Origin of the sequence: Pseudomonas sp. GR 6-02 (assembly GCF_001655615.1) — a bacterium.
Classification (GTDB): Bacteria; Pseudomonadota; Gammaproteobacteria; order Pseudomonadales; family Pseudomonadaceae; genus Aquipseudomonas.
The window spans coordinates 2,531,862-2,557,360 of sequence record NZ_CP011567.1 but is presented as its reverse complement, the minus strand read 5'-3'; the positions used below and the strand labels follow the sequence as shown (position 1 = coordinate 2,557,360).

At 53.5% G+C, this 25,499-nt stretch carries 31 protein-coding genes; 26 read left to right on the top strand and 5 right to left on the bottom strand.

All coding sequences use genetic code 11. The features are described 5' to 3' along the window. The first annotated feature begins 33 nt into the window (after positions 1 to 33). A complete protein-coding gene (locus tag PGR6_RS11445; RefSeq protein WP_064617133.1) occupies positions 34 to 1,242 on the top strand; it encodes an MFS transporter in 1,209 nt (402 codons plus the stop codon). Between the two features lie 72 nt (positions 1,243 to 1,314). On the opposite strand, the gene PGR6_RS11440 is transcribed toward PGR6_RS11445, so the two are convergent. After that, a complete protein-coding gene (locus PGR6_RS11440; protein WP_019649145.1) occupies positions 1,315 to 1,503 on the bottom strand; it encodes a hypothetical protein in 189 nt (62 codons plus the stop codon). 139 nt (positions 1,504 to 1,642) lie between these two features. Beyond that, entirely contained in the window at positions 1,643 to 2,074 is a 432-nt protein-coding gene (locus PGR6_RS11435) for an Lrp/AsnC family transcriptional regulator (protein ID WP_019578517.1), read from the bottom strand. Between the two features lie 200 nt (positions 2,075 to 2,274). On the opposite strand from PGR6_RS11435, the gene PGR6_RS11430 reads away from it, so the two are divergent. From PGR6_RS11430 to PGR6_RS11415, 4 genes are all read left to right on the top strand, one after another. Continuing rightward, positions 2,275 to 3,000: a YczE/YyaS/YitT family protein gene (locus PGR6_RS11430; protein WP_064617129.1), complete on the top strand. Its 726-nt coding sequence runs from the start codon at positions 2,275 to 2,277 to the stop codon at positions 2,998 to 3,000. A 93-nt stretch (positions 3,001 to 3,093) separates the two neighbouring features. Next, entirely contained in the window at positions 3,094 to 4,578 is a 1,485-nt protein-coding gene (gene amrS / locus PGR6_RS11425; protein ID WP_018927729.1) for an AmmeMemoRadiSam system radical SAM enzyme, read from the top strand. Beyond that, complete coding sequence (locus PGR6_RS11420) at positions 4,575 to 5,720, top strand: trans-sulfuration enzyme family protein (RefSeq protein ID WP_064617126.1); 1,146 nt, start codon at positions 4,575 to 4,577, stop codon at positions 5,718 to 5,720. Before amrS ends, PGR6_RS11420 begins: the two co-directional genes overlap by 4 nt. Positions 5,721 to 5,781: 61 nt before the next feature. After that, positions 5,782 to 7,038: an aminotransferase-like domain-containing protein gene (locus PGR6_RS11415; protein WP_064617125.1), complete on the top strand. Its 1,257-nt coding sequence runs from the start codon at positions 5,782 to 5,784 to the stop codon at positions 7,036 to 7,038. A gap of 84 nt (positions 7,039 to 7,122) precedes the next feature. On the opposite strand, the gene PGR6_RS11410 is transcribed toward PGR6_RS11415, so the two are convergent. Further along, positions 7,123 to 7,755: a LysE family translocator gene (locus PGR6_RS11410; RefSeq protein WP_018927726.1), complete on the bottom strand. Its 633-nt coding sequence runs from the start codon at positions 7,753 to 7,755 to the stop codon at positions 7,123 to 7,125. Positions 7,756 to 8,092: 337 nt separating this feature from the next. Here PGR6_RS11410 and PGR6_RS11405 point away from each other — a divergent pair, with 337 nt between their 5' ends. From PGR6_RS11405 to PGR6_RS29290, 12 genes are all read left to right on the top strand, one after another. Next, a complete protein-coding gene (locus PGR6_RS11405; protein WP_064617124.1) occupies positions 8,093 to 8,314 on the top strand; it encodes a hypothetical protein in 222 nt (73 codons plus the stop codon). Further along, positions 8,298 to 9,698, top strand: a complete 1,401-nt coding sequence (locus PGR6_RS11400; protein WP_064617123.1) for an MATE family efflux transporter — start codon at positions 8,298 to 8,300, stop codon at positions 9,696 to 9,698. Before PGR6_RS11405 ends, PGR6_RS11400 begins: the two co-directional genes overlap by 17 nt. Continuing rightward, the gene (locus tag PGR6_RS29925; RefSeq protein ID WP_146602943.1) at positions 9,695 to 9,916 is read left to right on the top strand and encodes a hypothetical protein; all 222 of its coding nucleotides are present in this window, start codon (positions 9,695 to 9,697) and stop codon (positions 9,914 to 9,916) included. Before PGR6_RS11400 ends, PGR6_RS29925 begins: the two co-directional genes overlap by 4 nt. Positions 9,917 to 10,489: 573 nt before the next feature. After that, positions 10,490 to 11,137, top strand: coding sequence for a hypothetical protein (locus PGR6_RS29920; RefSeq protein ID WP_146602944.1), 648 nt, complete (start codon positions 10,490 to 10,492; stop codon positions 11,135 to 11,137). Positions 11,138 to 11,223: 86 nt separating this feature from the next. Then, on the top strand, positions 11,224 to 11,775 hold the full coding sequence (locus PGR6_RS30535) for an RHS repeat-associated core domain-containing protein (RefSeq protein WP_082920843.1): 552 nt from the start codon (positions 11,224 to 11,226) through the stop codon (positions 11,773 to 11,775). A 23-nt stretch (positions 11,776 to 11,798) separates the two neighbouring features. Further along, positions 11,799 to 12,212 carry a hypothetical protein gene (locus PGR6_RS11395; RefSeq protein ID WP_064617122.1) on the top strand — a complete coding sequence of 138 codons (414 nt, stop codon included), beginning with the start codon at positions 11,799 to 11,801 and terminating at the stop codon, positions 12,210 to 12,212. Between the two features lie 436 nt (positions 12,213 to 12,648). Then, positions 12,649 to 13,017: a hypothetical protein gene (locus tag PGR6_RS29915; RefSeq protein ID WP_156523285.1), complete on the top strand. Its 369-nt coding sequence runs from the start codon at positions 12,649 to 12,651 to the stop codon at positions 13,015 to 13,017. Positions 13,018 to 13,352: 335 nt separating this feature from the next. Continuing rightward, positions 13,353 to 14,018 (top strand): RHS repeat-associated core domain-containing protein, encoded by a 666-nt coding sequence (locus tag PGR6_RS29300; protein WP_082920842.1) that lies wholly within the window; start codon positions 13,353 to 13,355, stop codon positions 14,016 to 14,018. Then, positions 13,975 to 14,547, top strand: coding sequence for a hypothetical protein (locus PGR6_RS11380; RefSeq protein ID WP_064617119.1), 573 nt, complete (start codon positions 13,975 to 13,977; stop codon positions 14,545 to 14,547). The genes PGR6_RS29300 and PGR6_RS11380 overlap by 44 nt, the downstream gene beginning before the upstream one ends. 50 nt (positions 14,548 to 14,597) lie before the next feature. Beyond that, entirely contained in the window at positions 14,598 to 14,789 is a 192-nt protein-coding gene (locus tag PGR6_RS30175; protein ID WP_177343070.1) for a hypothetical protein, read from the top strand. Further along, complete coding sequence (locus PGR6_RS29295) at positions 14,716 to 14,949, top strand: RHS repeat-associated core domain-containing protein (protein WP_082920841.1); 234 nt, start codon at positions 14,716 to 14,718, stop codon at positions 14,947 to 14,949. The genes PGR6_RS30175 and PGR6_RS29295 overlap by 74 nt, the downstream gene beginning before the upstream one ends. A 161-nt stretch (positions 14,950 to 15,110) precedes the next feature. Further along, positions 15,111 to 15,569, top strand: a complete 459-nt coding sequence (locus PGR6_RS29290) for a hypothetical protein (RefSeq protein ID WP_177343081.1) — start codon at positions 15,111 to 15,113, stop codon at positions 15,567 to 15,569. 598 nt (positions 15,570 to 16,167) lie between these two features. Here the strand turns inward: PGR6_RS29290 and PGR6_RS30710 are convergent. Further along, a complete protein-coding gene (locus tag PGR6_RS30710; protein WP_370694448.1) occupies positions 16,168 to 16,629 on the bottom strand; it encodes a hypothetical protein in 462 nt (153 codons plus the stop codon). Between the two features lie 366 nt (positions 16,630 to 16,995). Between PGR6_RS30710 and PGR6_RS11370 the strand changes: the two genes are divergently transcribed. The 8 genes from PGR6_RS11370 (at position 16,996) to PGR6_RS11335 (ending at position 23,766) form a co-directional block, all read left to right on the top strand. Then, positions 16,996 to 17,586: an amino acid synthesis family protein gene (locus tag PGR6_RS11370; protein WP_018927718.1), complete on the top strand. Its 591-nt coding sequence runs from the start codon at positions 16,996 to 16,998 to the stop codon at positions 17,584 to 17,586. A 43-nt stretch (positions 17,587 to 17,629) separates the two neighbouring features. Then, positions 17,630 to 18,463: an alpha/beta fold hydrolase gene (locus tag PGR6_RS11365; RefSeq protein WP_064617118.1), complete on the top strand. Its 834-nt coding sequence runs from the start codon at positions 17,630 to 17,632 to the stop codon at positions 18,461 to 18,463. Further along, complete coding sequence (locus PGR6_RS11360) at positions 18,460 to 19,941, top strand: aldehyde dehydrogenase (RefSeq protein WP_064617117.1); 1,482 nt, start codon at positions 18,460 to 18,462, stop codon at positions 19,939 to 19,941. Before PGR6_RS11365 ends, PGR6_RS11360 begins: the two co-directional genes overlap by 4 nt. Positions 19,942 to 19,953: 12 nt before the next feature. Continuing rightward, positions 19,954 to 20,439 (top strand): flavin reductase family protein, encoded by a 486-nt coding sequence (locus tag PGR6_RS11355; protein WP_064617116.1) that lies wholly within the window; start codon positions 19,954 to 19,956, stop codon positions 20,437 to 20,439. Positions 20,440 to 20,499: 60 nt separating this feature from the next. After that, positions 20,500 to 21,975, top strand: coding sequence for an NAD-dependent succinate-semialdehyde dehydrogenase (locus tag PGR6_RS11350; RefSeq protein ID WP_064617115.1), 1,476 nt, complete (start codon positions 20,500 to 20,502; stop codon positions 21,973 to 21,975). Continuing rightward, positions 21,972 to 22,361: a carboxymuconolactone decarboxylase family protein gene (locus PGR6_RS11345; protein WP_007991919.1), complete on the top strand. Its 390-nt coding sequence runs from the start codon at positions 21,972 to 21,974 to the stop codon at positions 22,359 to 22,361. Before PGR6_RS11350 ends, PGR6_RS11345 begins: the two co-directional genes overlap by 4 nt. An 86-nt stretch (positions 22,362 to 22,447) precedes the next feature. Further along, positions 22,448 to 23,200 (top strand): GntR family transcriptional regulator, encoded by a 753-nt coding sequence (locus PGR6_RS11340; RefSeq protein WP_018927713.1) that lies wholly within the window; start codon positions 22,448 to 22,450, stop codon positions 23,198 to 23,200. A 2-nt stretch (positions 23,201 to 23,202) separates the two neighbouring features. Then, positions 23,203 to 23,766: an NUDIX hydrolase gene (locus PGR6_RS11335; RefSeq protein WP_018927712.1), complete on the top strand. Its 564-nt coding sequence runs from the start codon at positions 23,203 to 23,205 to the stop codon at positions 23,764 to 23,766. A 6-nt stretch (positions 23,767 to 23,772) separates the two neighbouring features. Here the strand turns inward: PGR6_RS11335 and PGR6_RS11330 are convergent, their stop codons facing one another. Continuing rightward, positions 23,773 to 24,066, bottom strand: coding sequence for a DUF1330 domain-containing protein (locus tag PGR6_RS11330; protein WP_018927711.1), 294 nt, complete (start codon positions 24,064 to 24,066; stop codon positions 23,773 to 23,775). A 71-nt stretch (positions 24,067 to 24,137) separates the two neighbouring features. Here PGR6_RS11330 and ribBA point away from each other — a divergent pair, with 71 nt between their 5' ends. After that, entirely contained in the window at positions 24,138 to 25,247 is a 1,110-nt protein-coding gene (gene ribBA, locus PGR6_RS11325) for a bifunctional 3,4-dihydroxy-2-butanone-4-phosphate synthase/GTP cyclohydrolase II (protein ID WP_064617114.1), read from the top strand. The last annotated feature ends 252 nt before the right edge of the window (positions 25,248 to 25,499 follow it).

The following is a 25,499-nucleotide window of genomic DNA, read 5'->3' as shown; positions in this document are numbered from 1 at the left end:
CCGCGACGCTTCGCGCATTACAGGATTCAATCAATGATCCAACACACGCTCTCAGCCCCGCGAAAACCTGAACAATCATGGGGCGCCGTGTTCGCCATGTCGCTCGCCGCCTTCGTCCTGGTGGCATCGGAGTTCATGCCCGTCAGCCTGCTGACACCGATTGCCGCCGATCTGCATATCACCGAAGGGCAAGCGGGCCAGGGCATTTCAGTCTCTGGGCTGTTTGCGCTATTCGCCAGCCTCCTGACCGCTTCGGTGGCGGCGCGGGTCGACCGCAAGCCACTGCTGTTGTCCCTGACGCTGCTGATGATCGTTTCAGGAACCGTGGTCGCGTTCGCGCCGAACTACTGGGTGTTCATGGCCGGCCGCGCGCTGATCGGCGTGGCAATTGGTGGCTTCTGGTCATTATCGGCGGCAACTGCCATACGCCTGGTGCCCGACGACCAGATCGCTCGCGCCATGGCAGTCGTCAATGGCGGCAACGCTCTGGCGACAGTGATTGCAGCACCTCTGGGCAGTTTTCTCGGAGCCTTCATCGGATGGCGCGGTGCATTTTTGTGCGTCATCCCGGTCGCGGTAATCGCCAGTCTCTGGCTTTGGGTGAGCCTTCCTGCGATGAAGTCGCAAAGCGGTTCAGGCACTGGAAATGTTTTCAGGTTGATGAAAAGCACACCGGTCGCGTTAGGCATGGCGGCGGTCAGTGTCTTTTTCATGGGCCAGTTCATGCTATTTACCTACCTGCGCCCGTTCCTTGAAACGGTCACGCACGTCAGTATTTCCATGCTGTCACTGATGTTGCTCGTCCTCGGCCTGGCAGGCCTCGCGGGAACCTTCCTGATTGAAGCATTCTTGAAAAATGGCCTGCATCGCACCCTCATCGTCATCCCGATATTGATGGCGGCGATCGCGCTGGCACTCGTTTCGTTCGGCAGCTCTGCGGCTACCACCACCGTCTTGTTGGGTCTCTGGGGGCTGGTTGCGACAGCGGCGCCGGTGGGATGGTGGACATGGCTGGCCAGAACATTGCCAGAGGATGCTGAAGCCGGAGGCGGCTTAATGGTGGCGATCATCCAACTGGCCATTGCATCCGGCGCAACCGTTGGCGGGCTGGTATTTGACTCGAACGGCTATCGAGCGACTTTCGAGTTGAGCGCCACGCTGCTGGGCGTGGCGGCAGTTCTTGCCTTCCTGGCGGCACGCGCTGCCTCGCGAGAACCTGTTGCATCGGAGAGCATCGCTTGAAAAAACACAAGACATGCCAAGGCGAGTCTTGTGTTCCCTGTGGGGCAATCGGTTGCAGACTGGACGGTAAAATCAGCGTGCGCTGTCGATGATTTGGCCACCGTCAGGCGTCAGGCTATACCCCGTCAAAAATTGCCCATCCTTGCTGGCGAGAAACAGCACCACCGGTGCGATGTCCTCTTCGGGTGATCCATAACGGCCAAGTACGTTAGTGGGTGCAGGCACATCGGCCGCAGTACCCCAAGCGTCTGCGACCGGCATGACATTGTTCACCGTTCCTCAAAGGGCCGTGGACGTTGATTACTAATTCAGGGGCAGATGAATCGCTGCTGGCGCCGTTCCGGGCAAACAAAATGATCACCCTTGAAATAGCTGACAGCCGACTGTTCTATGTACAGGCTCAAGGGACAAGCTTTCTTCTCTCGATGGGGACAGACAAGACAATGCTTGTACGTGTCTCACCGTACGCGTTGATCTTCGCAATGATATTTTCGATATCGGCCATTGACCTGGCATAGATCCTGATCAGGTAGGAGTCGTTACCCGTGACGTGCAGGCACTCAACGACTTCGGGTATGTCGTTGAGCGTCGCTATCAATTTGGATTTCGCAGGCTTGAGGGTGGTCATGCCGACGACAGCAGATATGCCGAACCCTAGTTTGGTTGGATCTAACTGAGCGCTATATCCCTTGATGACCCCAGAATCTTCGAGCTTTCGCAACCGATCAGTGGTGGCGGGAATAGAAAGACCTGCGTGCTTGGACAGCTCCGTGATGGAAATGCGACCAAAGTCCTGCACCTTCCCCAAGATTTTGATGTCTATACGGTCCATGTAAGCTCCCACAGTAAAAAGTATAAATTTTAATGAAAAGCACCCGGTTTTCATTAAAAAATAATGCACCAAAATAAAGCAGAGTGCTAGTCTATTTGCAGCCCGGTAAAGCCTAACAAGAACCCGGGTAATCAATAGCTCTGAATCCTTAGCGTTACGCACTGCATAATAAAATATTCTCCTCCAGGGATGGTGTTCGTATGGAAGATGAAAAAATAAAGTGTGAAAAAAAATCCTATCCATCATTCGCGAATTATATTGGAACGCAAGTCCTAAGTTTTCGTGATTTCAAGATGGATCAGATTTTTATGTATCTGGCTGGCGTCGCCCTTTTCTCGGTGGGGGCCAAGTTTTTCATAGTCAGTCAACTGGGGACTGACCCCTTAGATGTCCTGATCATCTCGATAAATAAAATACTCATGCTCGGAATGGGCGTTTGTTCGGGTATCGTTTCTCTATTCTTTCTGCTGTGGTGGATGCTCTGGAACAAGAAATATCCTCCGATAAGCCCATTTGTTACAACCACACTTACAGGTCTGTTGATTGACCTCTGGTCCGTGCTGGGGCTTGGAGAGTATTTGATTGTCAGAGTGAATGAGTACACGATATTGGCGATGGGTCTGGTGCTGTGTGCTTATTCGTCTGCACTGATTATCATGAGCGGTATTGGTATCAGAATCATGGACCTTGTGGTGCTTACCATGGTGTCCAAATGGGCGTGGTCATTCACCAAAGCCAAAATGATAATTGAAATTGGCATCTTTTCAACCGGATGGCTTCTAGGCGGGCCCTTCGGTATGGGAACCATTGCATTCTTGTTGGTCATAGGCCCTCTTATACAGCCATTCATGAATATAAACGCCAGGCGTTTTTCACTTAAGAATTATGGATTGACCAGCGTTTCTCCGCCTATCAATAACTACTAGGGGATTGCCGCCACTGTGGCGGCGGGGTTGTTTCGCCTCGACTATTTAAACCGATGATATTGACAGCAACTTCCGTGAAATGAGGAGTGAGAGATGGACACTACAAAAAATAAAAACTGGACCTTGGAAAGCACGCCTGCAAAGTTGGAAGAAATACTCCCGAACGGCGTTGTAAAGTGTCATCTTTCTCCCCGAAACTGTGTCATTCAGGAGGGTAAAGTAGGTTTTTGCAAGGTGCGCGGAAACAGAGGCGGCCGGTTAGTTACATTGAATTATGGCAAAGGCGTTCACAGCACCGAAGAGACCATCGAAACCGAGGCGGTATTCCACTTTGCTCCCGGAGAGCGAATCCTTTCCCTAGGCAATATCGGCTGCATGCTTAACTGCGGCTACTGCCACAATTGGAAGACCTCTCAGGCCAAGTATGTGACAGACAAAGATGTTTACTACTATACGCCTGAACAGGTTGTAGAAACCGCCTTAAAGCATGGTATACGCGTTATCTCCTGGACGTATAACGACCCTGTTGTCTGGCATGAATTCATCCTCGATACGGCAAAGCTGGCAAAGGAAGCGGGCTTAATCAATTTATATAAATCAGCTTTTTTTATCAGTGAAGAAGCCATTGATGAACTATTGCCCGTCATCGACATATTCTCGATTTCGCTAAAATCCATCTCCCCCGAATACTATCGAAAAGTCACAACAGGCTGGGTAGAGCCCGTTCTGGCTGGCATCAAGAAAGTATACGATGCTGGTAAATATGTTGAAGTCAGCACCTTGATGGTTACCGATATCAGTGACGATGAGGATACCGCCAGGAAAATCAGCCAGTGGGTACTGGATGAACTGGGCCCGAATGTACCGCTCCACTTTGTAAGGTTTCACCCTGATTATAAAATGAGTAATAGCATCAGGACGCCCGTGGATAGACTCCTGAAGGCCCGGGACATTGCCCGGAGCATGGGGGTTGAGCATGTTTATCTGGGTAACGTAAATGATGTCGAGGGCACCAATACCAACTGCAATAATTGTAACGCTCTACTCGTTACCCGCTACGGTTTGAATGCTGAACTGATCGGATTGGATAGCAACGGTTGCTGCACCCGTTGTGGGCACGACGCACACTTCAAGTTACTGGGCGAACACAAAGCGAACATGCCTGTTGAACTGCGAGAGGCTGCATTGACCTCTTACGAGAAGCGAAAGTTCGAGTGGCATGGGGATATCGTATCGCTGCACGCCCAAGTGCTGAATACTGAAGACTTTGAACAGACCGTCTACCTGCGGCGCAACTATACCGACGGGCTCAACAGTGATTGGAAATCACTGACATTGCGGCCGTATGAAAGCTATCGATTTATTATTGCCAAGGCACGAATTGATGAATCAGGCCCTGAAGTTTGGCTTCCCAAAGGGGTGAACTCAAATCTTCATGAAGTATTCGACAGGGCTCACTTCCCAACCGAGTCGATTGAAGAGATTGGTATTTCGCAGAACGACATCACGCCGACCATTGGGTATGAAGGCAAGCAGAACATGTATGAGCAGGTTATCAAACTGGTGAGCAAATCATGAGCGTGTCTACTGAAATACTCCACATCAGGGTCGATGACCGAGAGGCCCACCCATCCGTGACGCCTATTTATCAGTGCAGCGCTTTTAGCGCTGACTCGGCGTTCTTCTACTCGAGAAAAGCCAATCCCAATGTGACTGAGCTGGAACAGGTTGTCGCTGCACTGGAAGGAAGCGAATACGCCTTGGCCTACAGCACCGGAATGAGTGCCATCTACATGGTGCTGGAGCTGCTGAAACCCGGTGGGTCGCTGGTGATCAACAAATATATCTATGGCTGTTCTTATAAGCTGTTTCAGCGATATGCGGCACGTATCGGTGCGAAACTGACGATTCTGGATCTCACCACGGAAAGTGGATTGAAAGAGTTGCCGTCGGACGTGGACATGGTCATTTTCGAAACACCGACCAATCCCTTTCTGAAAGACATTGATATTCATGCGGTCAGCAAGGCGGTTAAGCACAACAACCCACACGCTCTGGTGGTCGTTGACAACACGTGGGCCACTCCGATATTTCAAAAGCCTCTGAACTTCGGCGCGGATATTTCTCTGTACAGCGCAACGAAGTATTTCTCCGGGCATAGCGATGTCATGGGTGGCCTGGTACTCGTCAACAATGAAATGATTTATACGCGCCTCCTCGAAGGCCGCTTTTACTCAGGCTCAATATTAGCGCCTAATAGCGCATGGCTGCTTCGCAGAAGCATGCAAACATTTAACCTGCGCATGGAGAAACACAGCAACACAACCTCCAGCATGCTCAACTATCTACGGGAACTGCCCTTCATTGAGCATGTATATTATCCACGAGTCGATGGTAAACAATTGACCGGCTACGGTGGCATTGTGTTTGTTGATATTCGGCCCGATCTGGTCCCCTTTTACAAAACCTTCACCAGCTCCCTCAAATGGTTTGGAACGGGTACGGGCATGGCCTGTGTCACGTCAATGGTTGCGCAACCCTTTAGCGGAAGCCATGCCTCGATGACTGAGCAGGAAAAAGCGGATATGGGGATTGAAAAGGGGTTGGTACGATTGTGTTTTGGTTTAGAGGCCCTTGAGGATCTTAAAGAGGATCTGCTTCAGGCATTTGTGGCCATGGAAAATATGGCCAATCAAAAAAGTGCACTTAAACCTGCGTAACAGATGTTAATCATGAGCAACGAGCCTTCAACGGCTCGTTGCTTTTTATGGAGAAGCGAGATTGCCCAGCGTACTCGAAAAAACGATATTCGAAGACCCTACTCTGAACGTTATCCATCTTCTAAATTCCATTTCCAGTGAAAATCCAGAGGCAATCTCTCTGGCTTCCGGTCGACCTGACGACGAGCAATGCGACCTGTCCCTTATTGATAAAGGGCTGGCCAGCTATGCACGATACGCCGTCAATCCGGAACACTCGCTTGCGACACTACTTTGCCAATATGGAAAAACCACCGGAATTATCAACGGCATAATAGCCGAACACTTGCAGGTGGATGAAGGCATAAAGATTTTCAACCCTGAAAGTATTGTCGTGTGTATGGGGTTTCAGGAAGCTGCTACCTTGACACTGCTATCAATTTTTGAAGGAGGTGGTATTTTATTAGTGCCTGACCCTGTGTTTTCCGGAATAACGGGGATTGCGAAATTATTAAGAATAAAAATTGTACCCGTTCCCGAGGACACCTTCCTCGATCCATCTGCCCTGCGCAAGGTAGCTGAAGATCTTGAGTCCAGGGGGGAAAAGGTAAAAGCGCTGTACGCGATTTCAGATTTTAGTAACCCTACTGCTAACAGCCTTTCCTATGAAAACAGAAAGGCCATGCTCTCCTTGGCCAATGAAATGAATTTTTTTATCCTGGAGGATAATGCCTACAGCTACTTCAGGTACGAGGGAGATAAAATCCCCTTGATGAAGTCAATCGACAGTAGTCGAGTATTCCTTCTTGGCTCTTTTGCAAAGTCAATTTTTCCGGGATTGCGTATGGGCTACGTAGTCGCCCCGGAGAGCGCTGGGGTGATTTCCTTTAGCGCCAGGTTATGTAAAGCCAAAAGCTTGATCACCGTCAATACACCTGCCCTGTGCCAGGCAATTGTCGGAGGTTTGCTGATAGAGAACAATTACTCTTTAAAACAGCTTAATCAACCAAGAGTGTTGTCTTACAGGCAAAAAAGAAACCATATGATTGAATGCCTTGAACGTGAATTCCCGGTCAAGGCTGGTTCTGAAAGAAGTGTCACCTGGAACCATCCAGAGGGAGGTTTTTTCATCAATGTACAGTTGCCCTTCACCTTTGAATATTTTGAAATGTGCGAGTGCGCCAGGAACTTCAAGGTTATTGTATTTCCCACTTCCTTGTTTTCGCTGACGAATCAGGCTGTCACTCAGGTCAGATTGTCGTTTAGCAATGCGACAGAATCAGAAATCAAACAAGCGATAGGTAGCCTCAGGGCGTACATTGAATCCAGAATTCAGTAAAGCATCCTCCCGTCAAACCGTAGGGGATTGATGCCAAGGCTTACTCATCAGCCAATAAGAAATAAGCCTTGCCTCATTTCCCTATTAAGCTGCTGTGGCGAGCATAACGCCAGTGGCTACTTGGTAGGCACCCAGAATGGTGATGGTTGACCCGGAAAAATAGTTGATCAACCTGAGCTTTGATTGGGAGATTCTGGTCTTGAATATGGAGGAGAATCCGCTCAATCCCAGCCACCAGACAGCCGAGCCTAGAAATATACCTGTCACCATAGGCAGCACTGAGTGCTGACCGCTTTGATCATTAGCCATGCCATCGCTCATGGCAGCAAATATCGCAATAAACGACAGGATGGTCATTGGGTTCGACAGTGTCAAAAACAGTGTACTCAAGTAGGCTTTTAACAGGTTGGCTCGTTCACCCGCCAGGGCTGTTGAGCTCGCTTTCGATTTTATTGTTTGATAACCAATGTACGCGAGGAACATCCCCCCCAAAATACACAACCATGGCTTAAAGCTAATGAGTGTCGCTATGATGACTGTGATTCCCAGCGCACCGACAAATCCATAGATCGAATCGGCTGTGGCCGCCCCTAACCCTGTCGCGAAACCTGCTCTCCATCCAAGCGCAAGGCTCCTCTGTATGCACAACAGCCCAATGGGTCCCACAGGGGCTGCGATACAAAGCCCAATGATCATCGACTTAATGAAAATCAACATAAATGCACCTCCGCAATTGATGCTTAAAGGTTAGGAGAAGTACATTTTTTTATGAATTAATTATTAATTCCCATAGAGGTTTTTTTGATAATTTTGTAAGAAGTATTCTTATCTTTCCTTCATTATTAAGGTGCACTCTGTGATGAGCCTTACTAAACACGATCGGGATGCCATTCGCCTTTGACGATGACGCCGGCCAGGACGTTGCAGGCATTCCTGGACGACTTGGGTTTTGAAGGGCTTTGGATAAGAGGTGCGTTGGCGCATGGCGATCCGCTTGTGAGGCCAAAAATGGTGTCCACTGGGTCCATCCATATGACAGGATAGTTCGCGCAACTTGCACCGGGATCTGTTTACCAACGCATTCAAGATCGGCCCGCAATCCCCAGAACCGCTCATGCATTCAGCCTGCGTCGCCTTCGGCATGGAGCGTCTGCTGTTGTCGCTGCTGGCGCAGATTGGAAATCCCGACACACTGCTGGCTCTTTTACGCGATGTGTTGGGCGACCATCGCGGCAGCCGCGAGACAAAGGAATGTGAATATGCGGCACTGGTTTGACGCAGGGGTGGCGAAAAGAATCGCCATCGTCTCGTTTCCATTGATGGGGACGATGGTCGGCAATTTATTGATGATGCTTGTCGACAGGCTATGCCTGGCACACTACTCACAAGATACGCTGGCCGCCTCCGGTCCAGCAGTATTCACGAGCATGGCGATCATCGCTTTCTTCTGTAGCACCGTAGGCGTGTCACGTTCCTTTATTGCACAAGCGAATGGTCGATCGGGGCTCAGCGAGGCTTGGAATGAAGCCGCACTGGGACTGCTCCTTGGTATTGCCTGCGGTGCCCTGCTGTTTGTCGCCGCTCCGTTGATCGCGATGATCCCACAGCTCAGCTCCCGCCCACCGCAGATTGTCAGCCTCGAATCGCAGTACATGCTCTGGGCGGCGATCTTCGGCGGCGTAATGACGATCGACACAGCGCTGTCCTCATACTTCAACGGTGTGGGTCGAACCCGCGAAACGCTCATGGTCGGCATCGTTGGTCAAGTAGTCGACTCAATCTTCACCGTCGGCCTGGTCTTCGGAAAGTTCGGGCTGCCCGAAATGGGAATGGCCGGAGCCGCTATCGGTACGTTGATCGGCACTCTGTCCATGCTGACGTGCTACGCAGTAATGCTGCCTCGAGAAATCTGGCTTGAGTTGATGAACATCTTCATTGCCCGTAGCGAGCGCCTACTGCCTCGGCTGTTTTTCCGGCTGCGTAGAGGTGTTCCCAGTGGCTTATCCGCCGGGGTGGATCAGCTCGGCAACACTGCATTCATCTGGATAGTCGCAGTACTGGGCTCTAGCGCGCTGGCGGCAAACAACGTCAATCTGACGATCAATTACCTGGGCATCATCCCGATCATCGGTTTGGGTATTGGTTGCAGCATTCTGTGCGCCACTGCAGTGGGCAAGGAGCAATACACTGAGTTGGCAACGATCCTACGGGTGACCGTGACCATCGAGCTGTTCTACGTACTGCTGGTTTCCACCGTTCAAATCACTTTGCCACAGGTCTTGCTCAAGGCTTTCGGCGACCTGGGGCACAATCCGGAGATCGTCGCCCTGGCCATCGATACACAACGCGTACTGTGGACATTCTCCGCCGCCTTTGTCTTCTCTATGACGGGTGCAGCCGTCTTGGAGAGTATTGGCATGGCCAGATTTTCGCTGGTCGTGCGCCTGATTCTGATGTGGTTTATAAGCATTCCGTTGATCTATTACGTCGCAATGAGCAATCGCGATGTGCCGTCGTCGCTGATGACATGCTGGGTCATCGGTTCGGTGTTCGAATTTTCGATTGGCGCAATTTATTTCTGGCGAATCGCCAAAGCCATTCGAGGGGCCGAAAACCGTCTTCACGCCGATCCTCATCCGGCGAGCGAGAGCGCCCTATGAACCTGAATGAAGTCATTCGTTTCGCACCTTTAGCGATCAACTGCTTTACAGGAAGTCTGGCACAACTATCCAGACGAGGCGGTGTCCTCATCAATGAAGCACAACTGCTTGAGGCCAGCGACGGCTACCTCTGTACCGCGCAGGCCTCGATGAATGGGGCATGCCCGAATACACCTTCGCGATTGAAAACGTCGGGCTTCGTGCTTGCAAGGCATTAGGCGGCAGAGTTGACCCACACGACTACGCCGGCGTGCTCGATCAGTAGCGTCTTGAGTTGCGTGACCCAATCTGTACCGATCGCCAATCGCGCCAGTAGCTAAATAGAGGAGCTGCTTGCATACCCAGCAAGGAATCAGGCTTCCTTCAACAACCCTCGCACCATCGACCTCAATTGCAGAAGAACCATTCCTGCTGGTCGATTTCCGGGCTCCCGTTGGCAAGTTCTCAAACCCTGTACTACTGTCATCTCGTGCTGGATGCTCGGGATCGTGGACGTTCGATCTCCCCCAAGGTCATGGAATGAAGACCCCATCGTGAACACACACGTGTTCCAACCGCTGTGCATACGACGTGTACGACGAGCCTAATGTGGCTCCGGTTCACAGGGAGGTGCTTATGGTGGCTTCAGGTCTAAAGCCTCGGCAGCAAATGCTGAGTATTCGCCAATGCATTGATACAAAGCACTCTGCTTTTCTCTCCTACCTCCCCTGGCATCCCCACTCCAGATTTCAGCCCGCTAAGTACCAGTAACTGAGCATGCGCAGCGTGCACTGCCTGAGCATGTGCCTGGTATGACTGGCATTATAGGAATGATTGGTAGTGCAATGGATCCAGGGGCTATGAATGGATTTCGCTCTGCGAGATCAATGCACTGCCAAGGCAAACAAGCAGTGGTCATTATATACATTAGGAGTGATCGCATAGTGAGTAACATAACTGTATTCAAGTTTCGGGGACAGTATTTAATTGCTCTATGGATGTGCGTCACCAGCGGTTTATGCATTTTTTTAGGAGGGATATGGATTAAGCGTGACGGTGCATTAGGAGGCGGGATATTTTTATTAATATCCTTATCTTTAACCATATTAGTTGGAGGATTGATCTTAGCTGGACGCTCAGTTCTATCCATTGATGATCAGTGCTTATCCAGACAAATTTTTGGTAAAACCTGGCAAAAAATAAAATGGGAAAATGTCAGCTTAATTACTGCCTTCCCTGTATCTAGCATGCGCGGACTTAATGCCAGAGGATTTAATATATATCCTACAACAAAACCAACATTCCGGATTACTCCATCAGGGAAGATCACATTCACCGACCAGCTTGAAAACATTTCAGAGCTCATCGCTCTTATAAACGACTACGCCAGCCAGAAAAAAATACCAATTAAAATCAGAAAAACATTGTTCGACGAGCTAAAACCCTCAGACAAATTATGAATAATTTCAATATAACAAGCCGACACTCCTGAGGCTTCTGCTGGAGTGCAAATCGCCCAACAGCCAGCAGTACACTGGGCGGAAAAATGATGGCACGGGTGTCTATTATTATCGGGCACTCTCCGGGATTTGGGCGATTTATCTCGGGAGATTCGATTGGCCTTGCGGGTGGGATTAATACGTACGTCTATGTCAGCGGCAATCCGTTAAGTTACAAAGATCCGCAAGGTAAATGGCTAGTCGGTGCAGTAACCGGTGCAGTTATTGGCGGGATCAGTGGCTATGCTAGCGCGTTTGAAATCGGTGGCGATGAGACTGATGCTACTTGGGCTGCTTTATCGGGGGCGCTAGCTGGCGCTGCAGTCGGCGCGATTGCGCCTGAAAGCCCATGGGCTCCTGCTGCAACCAGTGCTGCAGGCGGAGCTGTAGGTGATTGGGCTGGTCAAAAGTTATCGAATCACGCTAAAAGCAAAGAGAATGCTTGTATCCCTCAAGGTAAGGTAAATTGGGGGAGAGGTAGTAGGCGCGGGTATCGGCAGCGCGATTGCCGGCTTGGCGCAGGGCAAAGGAATCGCCGCTGCCATCCTCAGTGGAGAACTAGGCTTTATGGGCGGCGCTGCAGGAGCCGGCATCTGTAATCAGCTTGGAAAATAATTCCACCATGAATACTTGGCACGATAAGACGTTTGGCAGGACCGGCATATGGATTTGGCTTCCTGGAATAAGCCCTATTGTTCTTTTGGGAGTTTTTATTTTTCTTGCTTCTCCATACTATTACCTACAGGACTTTATAGGAGGTGGGATATTATTAGGCCTGCCTGCTGCTTGGGGTATATTCTACATTTCCCAGGTCCGAACAGTACTGCAAGAAATTTCGCTGGATGATGATCGTATTTTAGGGAGGTTGTATTTCGGACAAGTCAACCTATTTGACCGAAATAAGCCCGGCATCAATATTGAGCTTAACAATGGCAGAATACTGCGAATAAATGCAAAAACCGAAGGGTTCGCCAGTTTGGTAGAAACATTAAAGGCGTTTGCTAAAGCATCCGACCAAATTTTTTGCAGCCTATAAAATAACTGTGATTTCTCCTCAGCACCACTCATATGGTGTCGTTCATAAATGTCGCAACTCCAAATCCAATAACGGGTACAGTTTTTGGCTGGTCGGGAACTGCTAGCTTAGATCGACATGGGAGCTGGTACGAGAGTGTATTAGGTGCAGGACTTGGAAAGTCTGCTAATATTATAATTGGAAGTATTACTACATATGGAATTCGTACATAATCTCATAACACCTGCCCCAGCAACATCCATGACTGCTATCATCAATAACGTCAATACTCCTCAGTTTGGTACGCAACAGTAGTGTGGTCGACAGGGTGATAATCACGATGCTCACCAGATTCGTATGTGCTCGCTCCCTGATCTTCTTAGTCTTGTTGTTCGGACTTGGATTGGGATGTGTGTCACTCTCTCAGGCTTCGGCATACGGAAACTGCCCTCCCGAAATGAATAGCCAAGCAGGGTCTTTTTTAGTTGATGCGCGCGGAGATTGGCCCTCCCTTTTCAAGCATCAGAGAGTCTTCGCTTCTTGTGATGATGGTGAGCTTGGCGAGGGCTATTCTGAAGCAGTGGCGAACCTCTTCGCCCAAGGATGGGATCAGTTCGATACATTTGTTGCACTTGCAAAAACACACCCTGACTTTCAAAATTGGGTGATACGACATATCGATGCGACTGTCTCAGATGACGACCTAAATAGAATCATATTAAATTCCAATACATGCATTAATAATGCACCGGTGGAAAAACTTTGCAGGGTTATTCGACAGAGTGCTGAAAATGCCCTGATGGAATCTGCACGGATGCGACGATAAAATTTGGGGATAGGTTCTACGCCTATGTCAGCGGCATCCTTGCTGTATGACGCCAACGGCAATATGACCAGTGACGGCAACAATACCTACACTTGGGATTCGCGCCAGCGCCTGAGCACACTCAAAGGCACCACGTCCGGGAGCTTCATTTATGAGGCGGCCAACAGACGCAGCCAGAAGACGATTGCCAGACAGACCACCGGGTATGTTTTCGATGGCCTCAACCTGGTGCAAGAGCTGACCGGTGCCGCCCCCCCGACGGTGCGAGCCAATCTCCTCACGGGCGGTCTCGATGAAATCTTCAGCCGCACCGAGGCGGCAGCACCTACAGCTACTTGGTTGATGCACTGGCTTCAACTCAGGTTCTCACCGACAGCAGCGGAGCGCTCACCACGCAATACACCTATGACCCCTACGGCAAGACCAGCAGCAGCGGCTCCACCAGTGCTAACAGCCAGCAGTATACCGCGCGGGAAAATGATGGCACGGGAGTCTATTATTATCGGGCACGGTATGACTCTCCTAGCTTTGGACGGTTTATCTCAAGAGACCCGACTGGCTTGGCTGGAGGGCTTAATATCTATGCATGTGTTCGTGGGAATCCGTTGAGTGGAATTGATCCATTAGGTCTTTTCGCTATCCTTGCTTATAGCCAATGGATGAATTATCACGCACATACAAGTTCTCAGCATCAATGTGCGAAGTATGTTCGGCGAGGTCTCGAAGCTGGAGATGCAGATATTACTGGGCACCCTAGTGATGCGAAAAATTATGGGCTGATGTTGACAAACAATGGGTTTACGCCTATTCCTTCAGAAAATTACACTCCTCAAGCAGGTGATACCGTAGTATTTCAACCACATCCTGGCGGAAATCCGCCTGGATATATTGAAATACTCATTAGTGATCAATGGGTGTCGAACTTCAACAAAAATCATTTCTCACCAGGTATCGGACATGAAAACTCGACATATCAAATATATCGAGTACCAAATCAATAATATAAAATCTATAACATTAGTCTATTTGCGAAACCTGGTATTCCTGCATGTCGCTGGAGTGCCGCTTCTATTTGCACAACCTGCCTACCCACAAGATGTCGAATCGACAGATATTGTATATCAACTATATAAGAATTATGGTTGGGAGGCGCTATTCTCATCTCCAGACGATGCCAAGAAGAGCATTGGAGATCCTCTTCTAATGCAATCGAAGGAAGAACTCGAGAAGTATTTTGATGACAAACTTGTGCACCTCATTTTAAAGGAGGCAGATTGTATTGCAAAAAAACCCGGCGAGATTTGCAAGTTAGAGTTCAATCCAATATTTGCCTCACAAGATGCTTCCGCATCAGAATTAAGCATAAAGAGCATCAATCCAAGGCGCGTTGACGTGCAATTTGTTTATCCATCAAATCATGAAAAAATCAAGCTTTCGTATGTAATGATTGATTCTCCGAAAGGATGGAGAATTGCAGATATCAAATATATTGACAGTCATGCATCACTGAAGAATCTTCTGGAAAGATAAGGTAATGTAACCCCCACGGTACGGGCCAAATCTCCTCACGGGCGGCTTGGATGAAGTATTCAACCGCACCGAGGCCAGTGGCAGCACCTACAGCCACTTGGTTGATGCGCTGGGTTCAACCCCAAGCACTTGCCGACAGCACTGGCGCGCTCACCGCGCAATACACCTATGACCCTTATGGCCAGACCAGTAGCAGCGGCTCCGCCAGTGTTAACAGCAGCAGTACACCGATCGAAAAATGATGGCACGGGTCTCTATTACTATCGGGCACGGTATTGCCAACCAGGTTTTGGGCGTTTTATCTCGGGAGATCCGATTGGTCTTGCGGGAGGGATAAATATATTTGTCTATGTATCGGGAAACCCGACAAATTTCATTGATCCATTTGGTTTAGAACTTTGAAAGGTGGTGCGCCATGATCATAAAAAAGTCGACACTTGAATTTTTGTTTACGCTACTCACACTTACAAGCTTAGGCATGCCAGCTTCGGCGAGTGATAGTTCACCCCATTGCCGAGAGGCAGTCATGATGTTTTTAACCACTCCAGAAAAGCGTACTCTTATTGCATTATCAGAATGCTAGCGAAACTGAATGCTGGTCGATTATCGAGCAGCCGAACAGCAACCTCAACCAATTGATGCATTTGGTTGAACAAGGAAATGATTGGAGCGCTCAGTATTTAGTTGAGCACTTAAGAGTGCTAGATGGAGGAAATTTAGAAGATTCACTTTTAGCGCTGGGGCTATTTTCTGACCACCATATGGAACGCTTATTGATTTTCGCGAAGAAAGGACAGCTCTCAAAGCAGGAACTCAGTGACACCTTAACCATGCTTCCACTTTCATTGAGTGATAATCCAGCGGGCCAATTGGATTATCTAAAGGCAAGAAGAAATCGAGTGATGCGCGTAACGAGAAAAAATCTATCTGAGCAAAAGACTCTAGCACTAAGCGCTATCGATAATTTTGAGTCCGAGATCAGGTCAAAAAACCCGCAACTCATTGAAAATCCTCAGCATTAGATTAGTGCTTTCATCACCCCCAAGCTCTACATCAAACTGGGCCGAGCCTCAATGTAACCACCTTGAAGGTTCGCCAGGCCAGAAAGACTGCTGTAAGAGAATTCTCGCCAGCAGCCAAGGCAGTGAGACGATCCTCTCTTCGAGCGGTTCGAGGATTAATCCCCTTTCGCATTTTCAGTCAAAGGCATATGTACATCTCCTCGTCTCGATCGATTGAGGAGAGATGTACGGGTTCCAGCAATGCGTCATCTATCTGAAAACCGGCATGCCCTGGGACCGGATTTCGACGTACGTTTTAATGTACAAAAAAGCGTGGCTGGGGGTGGTTCTCAGTAGAAATCACTGGAACGAAAAAAGAGGCAAAAGCCTCTTTTTTCAATGCTGACAACAAAATAACGCGCAAAAAAAACGCCACTCAATGAGTGGCGTTTTTCTGTATTTGGAGCGGGAAACGAGACTCGCATCTAGCGTCCTACCCATTGAAATCTAAGGGTTTTCTTTTATTCCTGCTGCAGGAATGGACTTGATGCTGGACTTGTTTTCAGGGTGTATCAAGAGCAAAAAAGGAGTGAATCCACGCCACGCTATTGGAGCCTACCTATAGCCAACTGACGATTTTTGCGGCTACGAGGCCAGCTTTGAACTTGGTGTCATCGAACTTGTGCCGCCATGGATCAAGCTGCCAATAGGGAATGCGCTGACCGCGATTCCCCTGGCTCAGAAGCAGTAAGCGTCGAGCCTTGATATCGCGATTGATCTGATCGCGAGATTTACCTGCCAGCCTGGCGAAAACCAGCAGCGGCAAGTTACTCGAAACCTCAAACGTGGCCGACATTTCAGCTCGTTCACGCTGGATGTCAGACACGTGAGATTTGTGAGGTTTTTCTGTCCGTATCGGTGCAGGTACGGCAGGCGATCGGTTGCGCCCAAGGGGGGCTTTCTCGCTACTGACCAGCATCGTCGATGCGACGGTCGCCGGTACAAAGCTTCGGTAGCTGAGCCACAACTGCACTTGCCTTCGGATTTGAACGTCACCTAAATCGTCGAGCATCGAATTCAATAGCAGCTCGTCCTCACAGTCCAGAATCTTACGTGCAGGTTGACCGATTTCCAGATCAAGAGGTCAACAGCGACAGCGCGATCACGGCCTTCCAAGACGTGACTCCAAGCAGCAACAAATCCCGGTGCAATGAACATCCATGTTTTCACTCCAATAGTTCCCGTAGTCGTACACCTCACCGACCATCGACCGCTACAAGATCGATAGCACCAGTCCTGCTGCAGCGATGTACTCCGAGCAACGGGCAATACCTGCCCTCCCTTTTATCGCCTTCCGACCAGAAACCCATAGAGGGGACTTGCGCAACCAGTATTATGGTATACCATCATACGCACAGACACTCTTACCCTTACAACGGAGCAGCTCATGAGTTTCGAAATTCGCAAGATCGTCAGCTATGTCGAAGAAACCTTTATCGAAGGCGGCAAGGCTGCCGACAAGCCCGTGACCATGGTCGGGCTGGCCGTGGTGATGAAAAACCCTTGGCTGGGTCGCGGCTTCGTCGAAGACCTGAAGCCGGAGATCCGTGCCAATTGCTCCGACCTCGGCGCGCTGATGGTTGAACGCCTGGTGGGCATCATCGGCGGCGCCGAGAAGATCGAAGCTTACGGCAAGGCCGCTGTGGTTGGCGCCGATGGCGAAATCGAGCACGCCTCTGCCGTGATCCACACCCTGCGCTTCGGCAACCATTACCGCGAAGCGGTCAAGGCCAAGAGCTACCTGAGCTTCACCAACAAGCGCGGCGGCCCGGGCACTTCGATCCAGATTCCGATGATGCACAAGGACGACGAAGGCCTGCGTTCGCACTACATCACCCTGGAAATGCAGATCGAAGACGCGCCGCGCGCCGATGAAATCGTCGTGGTACTGGGTTGCGCCGATGGCGGCCGCCTGCACCCACGCATCGGCAACCGTTACATCGACCTGGAAGAACTGGCGGCCGAGAACGCCCAGTAATCCGATCAGTCACCACAACAAAAAAGGCATGCAGGAGCGCTCCATGATTCGGCTCACCGCTGAACGCACCCCGGCTGGCACCAGTTACCTGGCGACCGGCCAAGGCCAGCCCGTGGTTTTGATCCACGGCGTGGGCCTGAACAAAGAAATGTGGGGCGGCCAGGTCGTTGGCCTGGCCACAAAGTACCGTGTGATTGCCTACGACATGCTGGGCCATGGCGCCAGCCCGCGCCCGGAAAGCGGCACGCCCCTGCTGGGCTATGCCGACCAGTTACTGGAGTTGCTCGACCATCTGCAATTGCCTCAGGCAACAGTGATCGGTTTTTCCATGGGCGGGCTAGTGGCGCGGGCGTTTGCCTTGCATTACCCGCAACGCTTGCAAGGCCTGGTGGTGCTCAACAGCGTGTTCAACCGCAGCCCCGAACAGCGTGCCGGCGTCATCGCGCGCACCGCTCAAGCGGCCGAGCATGGCCCGGATGCCAACGCCGAAGCTGCGCTGTCGCGCTGGTTCAGCCGTGAATACCAGGCGGCCAACCCGGCGCAGATCGCCGCGCTGCGCCAGACCTTGGCGGGCAACGATCCGCAGGGCTATCTGACCACGTATGAGTTGTTCGCCACCCAGGACATGTACCGCGCGGAAGATCTGGGCAGCATTCAGGTGCCGACACTGGTCGCCACCGGCGAACTGGATCCCGGCTCGACACCGGAAATGGCCAAACAACTGGCCGAGCGAATTCCCGGCGCGACCGTTGCCGTGCTCGCCGAGCAGCGGCATATGATGCCCGTAGAATCGCCGCGCCTGGTCAACCAGCTGTTGCTGGAGTTTCTCGACACAGCAAACGCCCGACAAAACCAAATAAAGGGGATCGTTGCATGACACTCGCACGCTTCCAGATGTGCATCGGCGGTGAATGGGTCGATGCCCTCTCCGGCAAGACTTTTGAAAGCCTGAACCCTGCCCTGGCGCAAGCCTGGGCTGAATTACCCGATGCCGACGAAGCCGATGTCGAACGCGCCGTGCAGGCCGCGCAGACGGCTTTCGACAGCCCGGCCTGGCGCGGCTTGACCGCCACCGCTCGCGGCAAACTGCTGCGACGCCTCGGTGATCTGATCGCTGAGAACAAAGAACAACTGGCGCAGCTGGAAAGCCGCGACAACGGCAAGCTGATTCGCGAAACCCGCGGTCAGGTCAGCTACCTGCCGGAGTTTTTCCACTACACCGCGGGTCTGGCCGACAAACTCGAAGGCGGCACCCTGCCCCTCGATAAGCCCGATCTGTTTGCCTACACCGTGCATGAAGCCATGGGCGTAGTCGCGGCGATCATTCCCTGGAACAGCCCGCTGTACCTGACCGCGATCAAACTGGCGCCAGCTCTTGCGGCAGGCAACACCATCGTGATCAAACCGTCCGAGCACGCCTCGGCGACCATTCTGGAGCTGGCTCGCCTGGCGCTGGAAGCCGGGATTCCGCCGGGGGTAGTCAACGTCGTCACCGGTTACGGCCCAAGCACCGGCGCCGCCCTCACCCGCCATCCGCTGGTGCGCAAGATCGCCTTCACCGGTGGCGCCGCGACCGCACGGCATGTGGTGCGCAGCAGCGCGGAGAACTTCGCCAAGCTGTCGCTGGAGCTGGGCGGCAAATCGCCGAACATCATCTTTGCCGACGCCGACCTCGACAGCGCCATCAACGGTGCGATTGCCGGGATCTATGCGGCGTCCGGCCAGAGCTGCGTTTCCGGCTCGCGACTGCTGGTGCAGGACGAAATCTACGACGAATTCGTCTCGCGTCTGGTCGAACGCGCCAAGCGCATCCGCATTGGCAACCCGCAGGAAGACAGCAGCGAAATGGGCCCCATGGCCACCGCGCAGCAATTGGCGGTGGTCGAAGGCCTGGTGGCCGATGCCATCGCCGAAGGTGCGCGCCTGCGCCTGGGCGGCAAGCGTCCAAAGAATCTGGGCGATGGCTGGTTCTATGAGCCGACCCTGTTCGAGTGCGACCGCAACTCGATGAAGATCATGCAGGAAGAAGTCTTCGGCCCGGTGGCCTCGGTCATCCGCTTCAAGGACGAAGCCGAAGCGCTGGCGATTGCCAACGACTCGCAGTTCGGCCTCGCCGCCGGCATCTGGACCCGCGACCTGGGCCGCGCCCATCGCCTGGCCCGGGACGTGCGCTCCGGGATCATCTGGGTCAACACTTACCGTGCGGTATCGGCCATGGCGCCAATCGGCGGCTTCAAGAACAGCGGCTATGGACGCGAAAGCGGCATCGATTCGGTGCTGGCCTACACCGAGCTGAAAACGGTGTGGATCAACCTGTCTCAGGCGCCAATGCCTGATCCCTTCGTGATGCGCTAGGAGACCGCCGACATGATCGAACCCGGCATTTATAAAGACGTCATGAGCTCGTTCCCTTCCGGAGTCACGGTGGTTACCACCCTGGACCCGGACGGCGGCATCGTCGGCATCACCGCCAGCGCCTTCAGTGCGCTGTCGATCGACCCGGCACTGGTGCTGTTCTGCCCCAATTATGCCTCCGACACCTACCCGATCCTGCGCGACAGCAAGCAGTTCGCGATTCATCTGCTGTCCGCCGACCAGACTGCCGAAGCCTATGCGTTTGCCGGTAAAGGCAAGGACAAGGCCAAAGGCATCGACTGGCACCTCAGCGAGCTGGGCAACCCGCTGCTGGGCAAAGCCACCGCGATTATCGAGTGCGAACTATGGCGTGAGTACGACGGCGGCGATCACGCGATCATCGTCGGCGCGGTTAAGAACCTGATTCTGCCCGAGCAACCGGTGACGCCGATGGTCTATCACAAAGGCAAGCTGGGCCCGCTGCCCGCGCTGGCCTGATATTTATCTTCAGGGGCGCAGGTCCATGTGGCAGCGCCCCCCACTTTCTTAGGAGCCGGCATGAGCCCAGCAGCCTTGCAACTGTTCCGCCAGCAGGCCTACATCGACGGCCAATGGCTGGATGCGCCCAACGGTGCCTGTCAGGACATCTTCAACCCGGCCAACGGCGAGCTGATCGGCCAAGTGCCCAACCTTGGCGCCGAACACGCGCGCCAGGCCATCGCCGCCGCCAATAATGCCTGGCCGGCCTGGCGCGCACTGACCGCCAAGGAACGCAGCGAGACGCTCAAGCGCTGGCATTCGCTGATGCTCGAAAACGCCGACGCCCTGGCGGAAATCCTCACCCTGGAACAAGGCAAACCCCTGGCCGAAGCCAAGGGTGAAATTCTCTACGCCGCAAGTTTCATCGAGTGGTTCGCCGAAGAAGCCAAGCGCATCTACGGCGACACCATTCCCAGCCACAAAGCCGATGCGCGCATTGTGGTCAGCAAAGAGCCGATCGGAGTCGTCGCGGCGATCACCCCGTGGAACTTCCCGTCGGCGATGATCACCCGTAAGGCCGGCCCGGCGCTGGCGGCCGGTTGCCCGTGCATCGTCAAACCGGCCCCGGAGACACCGTTCTCGGCGCTGGCCATGGCCGCGCTGGCGGAACAGGCCGGGATTCCACCGGGCATTTTCAACGTGATCACCGGCGACGCCGTGGCCATCGGTGGCGAACTGACTGCCAGCCCATTGGTGCGCAAACTGTCATTCACCGGCTCCACTGCAATCGGAAAGTTGTTGATGGCTCAGTGCGCGCCGACGCTGAAAAAAGTCTCGCTGGAACTGGGGGGCAACGCGCCCTTCATTGTGTTCGACGATGCCGACCTGGAGCGTGCCGTGGAAGGCGCGCTGATCGCCAAGTTCCGCAATGCCGGGCAGACCTGCGTCTGCGCCAATCGCTTCCTGGTGCAGAGTGGTATTCATGATGCTTTCGCCACGCGCCTGGCCGAACGCGTGGTGCAACTGAACGTGGGCGACGGTTTTGAGGCAGGCGTCACCCAAGGTCCGCTGATCAACGAACGCGCGGTGGCCAAAGTCGAAGACCACGTGCAGGACGCCCTCGCCCAGGGTGCACAACTGCTTTGCGGTGGCGACCGCCATGCGCTGGGCCACGGTTTCTTCCAGCCAACGGTGCTGGCCGGCGTAACCGGTGAGATGAAAGTCGCTCAGGAAGAAACCTTCGGCCCGCTGGCCGCGGTGTTCCGCTTCGACACCGAAGCCGAGGCCGTGCACCTGGCCAACGACACCGAGTTCGGCCTCGCCGCCTACTGCTACACCCGCGACCTCGGTCGCGCCTGGCGCATGAGCGAAGCACTGGAGTACGGCATGGTCGGGATCAACGAAGGACTGATTTCCACCGAAGTCGCGCCCTTTGGCGGCATCAAGTCCTCGGGACTGGGCCGCGAAGGTTCCAAGTACGGCATCGAGGATTATCTGGAACTTAAATATACCCTGATGGGTGGGCTCGACGACTTTGGGAGCACACAACAATGAACAATGAAAAGTATGAAAAAGGCCTGAAAATCCGCACCCAGGTGCTGGGCGAAGCCTACGTGAACCGCTCCATCGAGAACGCCGACGACTTCACCCGACCACTGCAGGAAATGGTCACCGAGTATTGCTGGGGCCACGTCTGGGGCCGTGAGGGTTTGTCGCTTAAAGAGCGCAGCATGATAAACTTGGCGATGATTTCGGCCCTCAACCGGCCGCACGAACTCAAGCTGCATGTACGCGGTGCCTTGCGTAACGGGCTGAGTCGTGAACAAATACGCGAAATTCTGCTTCAGGTCGGTATTTATTGCGGTGTCCCCGCTGCCGTAGACAGTTTCCGGCTCGCCCGTGAAGCCTTCGCCGAAGCCGATGCCGAGGCCTCCAGTTAACCCTTGGCTGCTGTGATGACCTGAGCACGATGATCCTCGATCGACGTGCTCTTTTTGCATGGACAGCCACACTCAGAGCGGACCCCATGAAACGCCTGCCACTCGACGACAGCTTCAAGGTCAATCGCAACCCCGTTACCCTGCGCGAAATCGTGCTGGATAAACTGCGAAGCGCCATCATGAACTTCCAGCTCCTGCCGGGAGACCGTCTGGTCGAACGCGATCTGTGCGATCGCCTGGGCGTCAGCCGCACTTCCGTACGTGAAGCCTTGCGTCACCTGGAATCCGAAGGCCTGGTGGAGTTCGCCGACGCCAAGGGCCCACGGGTCGCGATCATCACCCTGGCCGATGCCGTCGATATCTATGAGCTGCGTTGCGTGCTCGAAGGCCTGATCGTTCAGCTGTTCACCCTGCGCGCCAAAGCCAAGGACATCAAGGCCCTGGAAAAAGCCCTGGAAGAAAACCGCAAGGCCCTCAAGGAAGGCGAACTGCAACAGGTCATCGATTCGGTGCAGGGTTTCTACGACGTGCTGCTCGAAGGTTCCGGCAACCATGTCGCCGCCACCCAGCTGCGCCAGTTGCAGGCCCGCATCAGCTACCTGCGGGCGACCTCGGTGTCCCAGGAAAACCGTCGCGGCAGCAGCAACCAGGAAATGGAACGCATGGTCGAGGCGATCAAGAGCGGCGATCCGCTAGCCGCTCACCAGGCTTGCGTCGACCACGTGCGCGCCGCCGCTGCTGTGGCTCTCGATTACCTGAAACGCAAACAGGAAGAAACCGGCGCGATCCCAGAGATCACGCTGCCCATCGCCCTTAAAGAACCGCGCATAGGTCGCTAATCATGTTCAGCCCGAGCTTTTGTCCGAAGTGTGGCGGCAGTGACCTGGGTCAGCAGCTACCGCCGGGCGATACGCACGAGCGCCTGATGTGCCGCGGTTGCGGCTACATCCATTACATCAATCCAAAAATCATCGCCGGTTGTATCATCGAACAGGACGGCAAGTACCTGCTCTGCCAGCGCGCGATCCCGCCGCGCCCTGGTACCTGGACGCTGCCGGCCGGCTTCATGGAAGCTGGCGAGACCACCGAGCAGGCAGCGCTGCGTGAAGTCTGGGAAGAAAGCGGTGTGCGCGCGGAAATCCTCTCGCCCTACTCGATCTTCAGCGTGCCGAAGATCAGCGAGGTGTACATCATCTTCCGCGCCATCGCGCTGGAGATCACCGGTCAGTACGGGCCGGAAACCCTGGACTACAAATTCTTCGCGCCCGAGGACATTCCCTGGGACAGCATCTATTACCCGGCGATCCGGCAGATCCTCGAACGCTATATCGAGGAACGCCAGGCCGGGGTCTACGGCATCTACATCGGCAACGACGACAGCGGCAAAATTCACTTCATCCGCTGATATCCCCTAGGGCGCCACGCCTTCGACAATGATCACTTCGGCCCGAGCCACGCCCTCGCGGTGCCGTTTCGCCTCTTGATATTGCTCGCTGTGGTAACAGGCGAGCGCCTGCTCGTAAGAATCGAATTCGATGACCACGCTGCGTTGCGGCGTGCGGCGACCTTCCATCGCTTCGCTGCGCCCGCCCCTGGCAAGCATCCGCCCGCCATATAACGCGAAGGCCGCCGGTGCCCGCTGGGTGTATTGGCTGTATTGATCGGGGTCGGTGACATCCACGTGAGCAATCCAGTACGCCTTCATAGTGACCTCTTGGTTTATTTTGTATTATGGTATACCAGTAAATATACCCACCCAACACTGAGAGTTCCAGCATGGCCTTCAACAGCATCGAAGAAATCATCGAAGACTACCGGCAAGGCAAGATGGTGCTGCTGGTCGATGACGAGGACCGGGAAAACGAAGGCGATCTGCTCCTCGCCGCCGATCGCTGTACTGCCGAGGCTATCAGCTTCATGGCCCGCGAAGCACGGGGCCTGATCTGCCTGACCCTGACCGATGAACACTGTCAGCGCCTGGGGCTGGAGCAGATGGTGCCGAGCAATGGCAGCATGTTCAGCACCGCGTTCACCGTGTCTATTGAAGCCGCCGTCGGTGTGACCACTGGCATCTCCGCCGCCGACCGTGCACGTACCGTCGCCGCGGCGGTTGCCGCCGATGCCGGGCCCGCCGACCTTGTGCAACCGGGTCATATCTTTCCGTTACGCGCCAAAGAAGGTGGCGTACTGACCCGCGCCGGCCACACAGAAGCCGGTTGTGACCTCGCCCGCCTGGCCGGTTTCACCCCGGCGTCGGTGATTGTCGAAGTGATGAACGACGATGGAACCATGGCCCGTCGCCCGGACCTAGAAGTGTTCGCCCGCAAACACGGGATCAAGATTGGCACCATCGCCGACCTGATCCATTACCGCCTGAGCACCGAACACACAGTGGTGCGCATCGGCGAGCGCGAATTGCCGACGGTGCATGGGACTTTCCGGCTGATCACCTTCGAAGACCGCATCGAAGGCGGCGTGCACATGGCGATGGTAATGGGCGACATCCGCCGGGACGAGCCGACGCTGGTGCGGGTGCATGTGATTGATCCGCTGCGTGATCTGGTTGGCGCCGAATACAACGGCCCGTCCAACTGGACACTATGGGCGGCCCTGCAGCGAGTGGCTGAAGAAGGTCGCGGCGTAGTGGTCGTGCTGGCCAATCATGAGTCGTCGCAAGCGCTGTTGGAACGCGTGCCTCAACTCACCCAGCCGCCGCGACAGTTCAGCCGCTCGCAATCGCGCATCTATTCTGAAGTAGGGACCGGAGCGCAGATTCTCCAGGATCTCGGGGTGGGCAAGTTGCGTCATCTCGGCCCACCGCTGAAATACGCAGGCTTGACCGGTTACGACCTGGAAGTGGTCGAGAGCATCCCTTTCACCGAATGAGTCCGGGGCTGGCCCCTTTACCCGCGCAGTTCACTATTGGGTGGCCTGACGGCAAAAAAACCGCTTTTGGCTGATAACCGGTAAGGCAAAATGCTTGCACAAAGCTTGGAATACCATAATATGATATTCCATAGACCGAACGCTTCAGCCAAAAGCCCCGGCAGGGAAAAGCACAAACAACAGCTCTTGGCACGGTCGCCTTTAAGGCCAGATGGACCTACTGCTCCCGATAGGCGGGCGACAAAAGCCCGC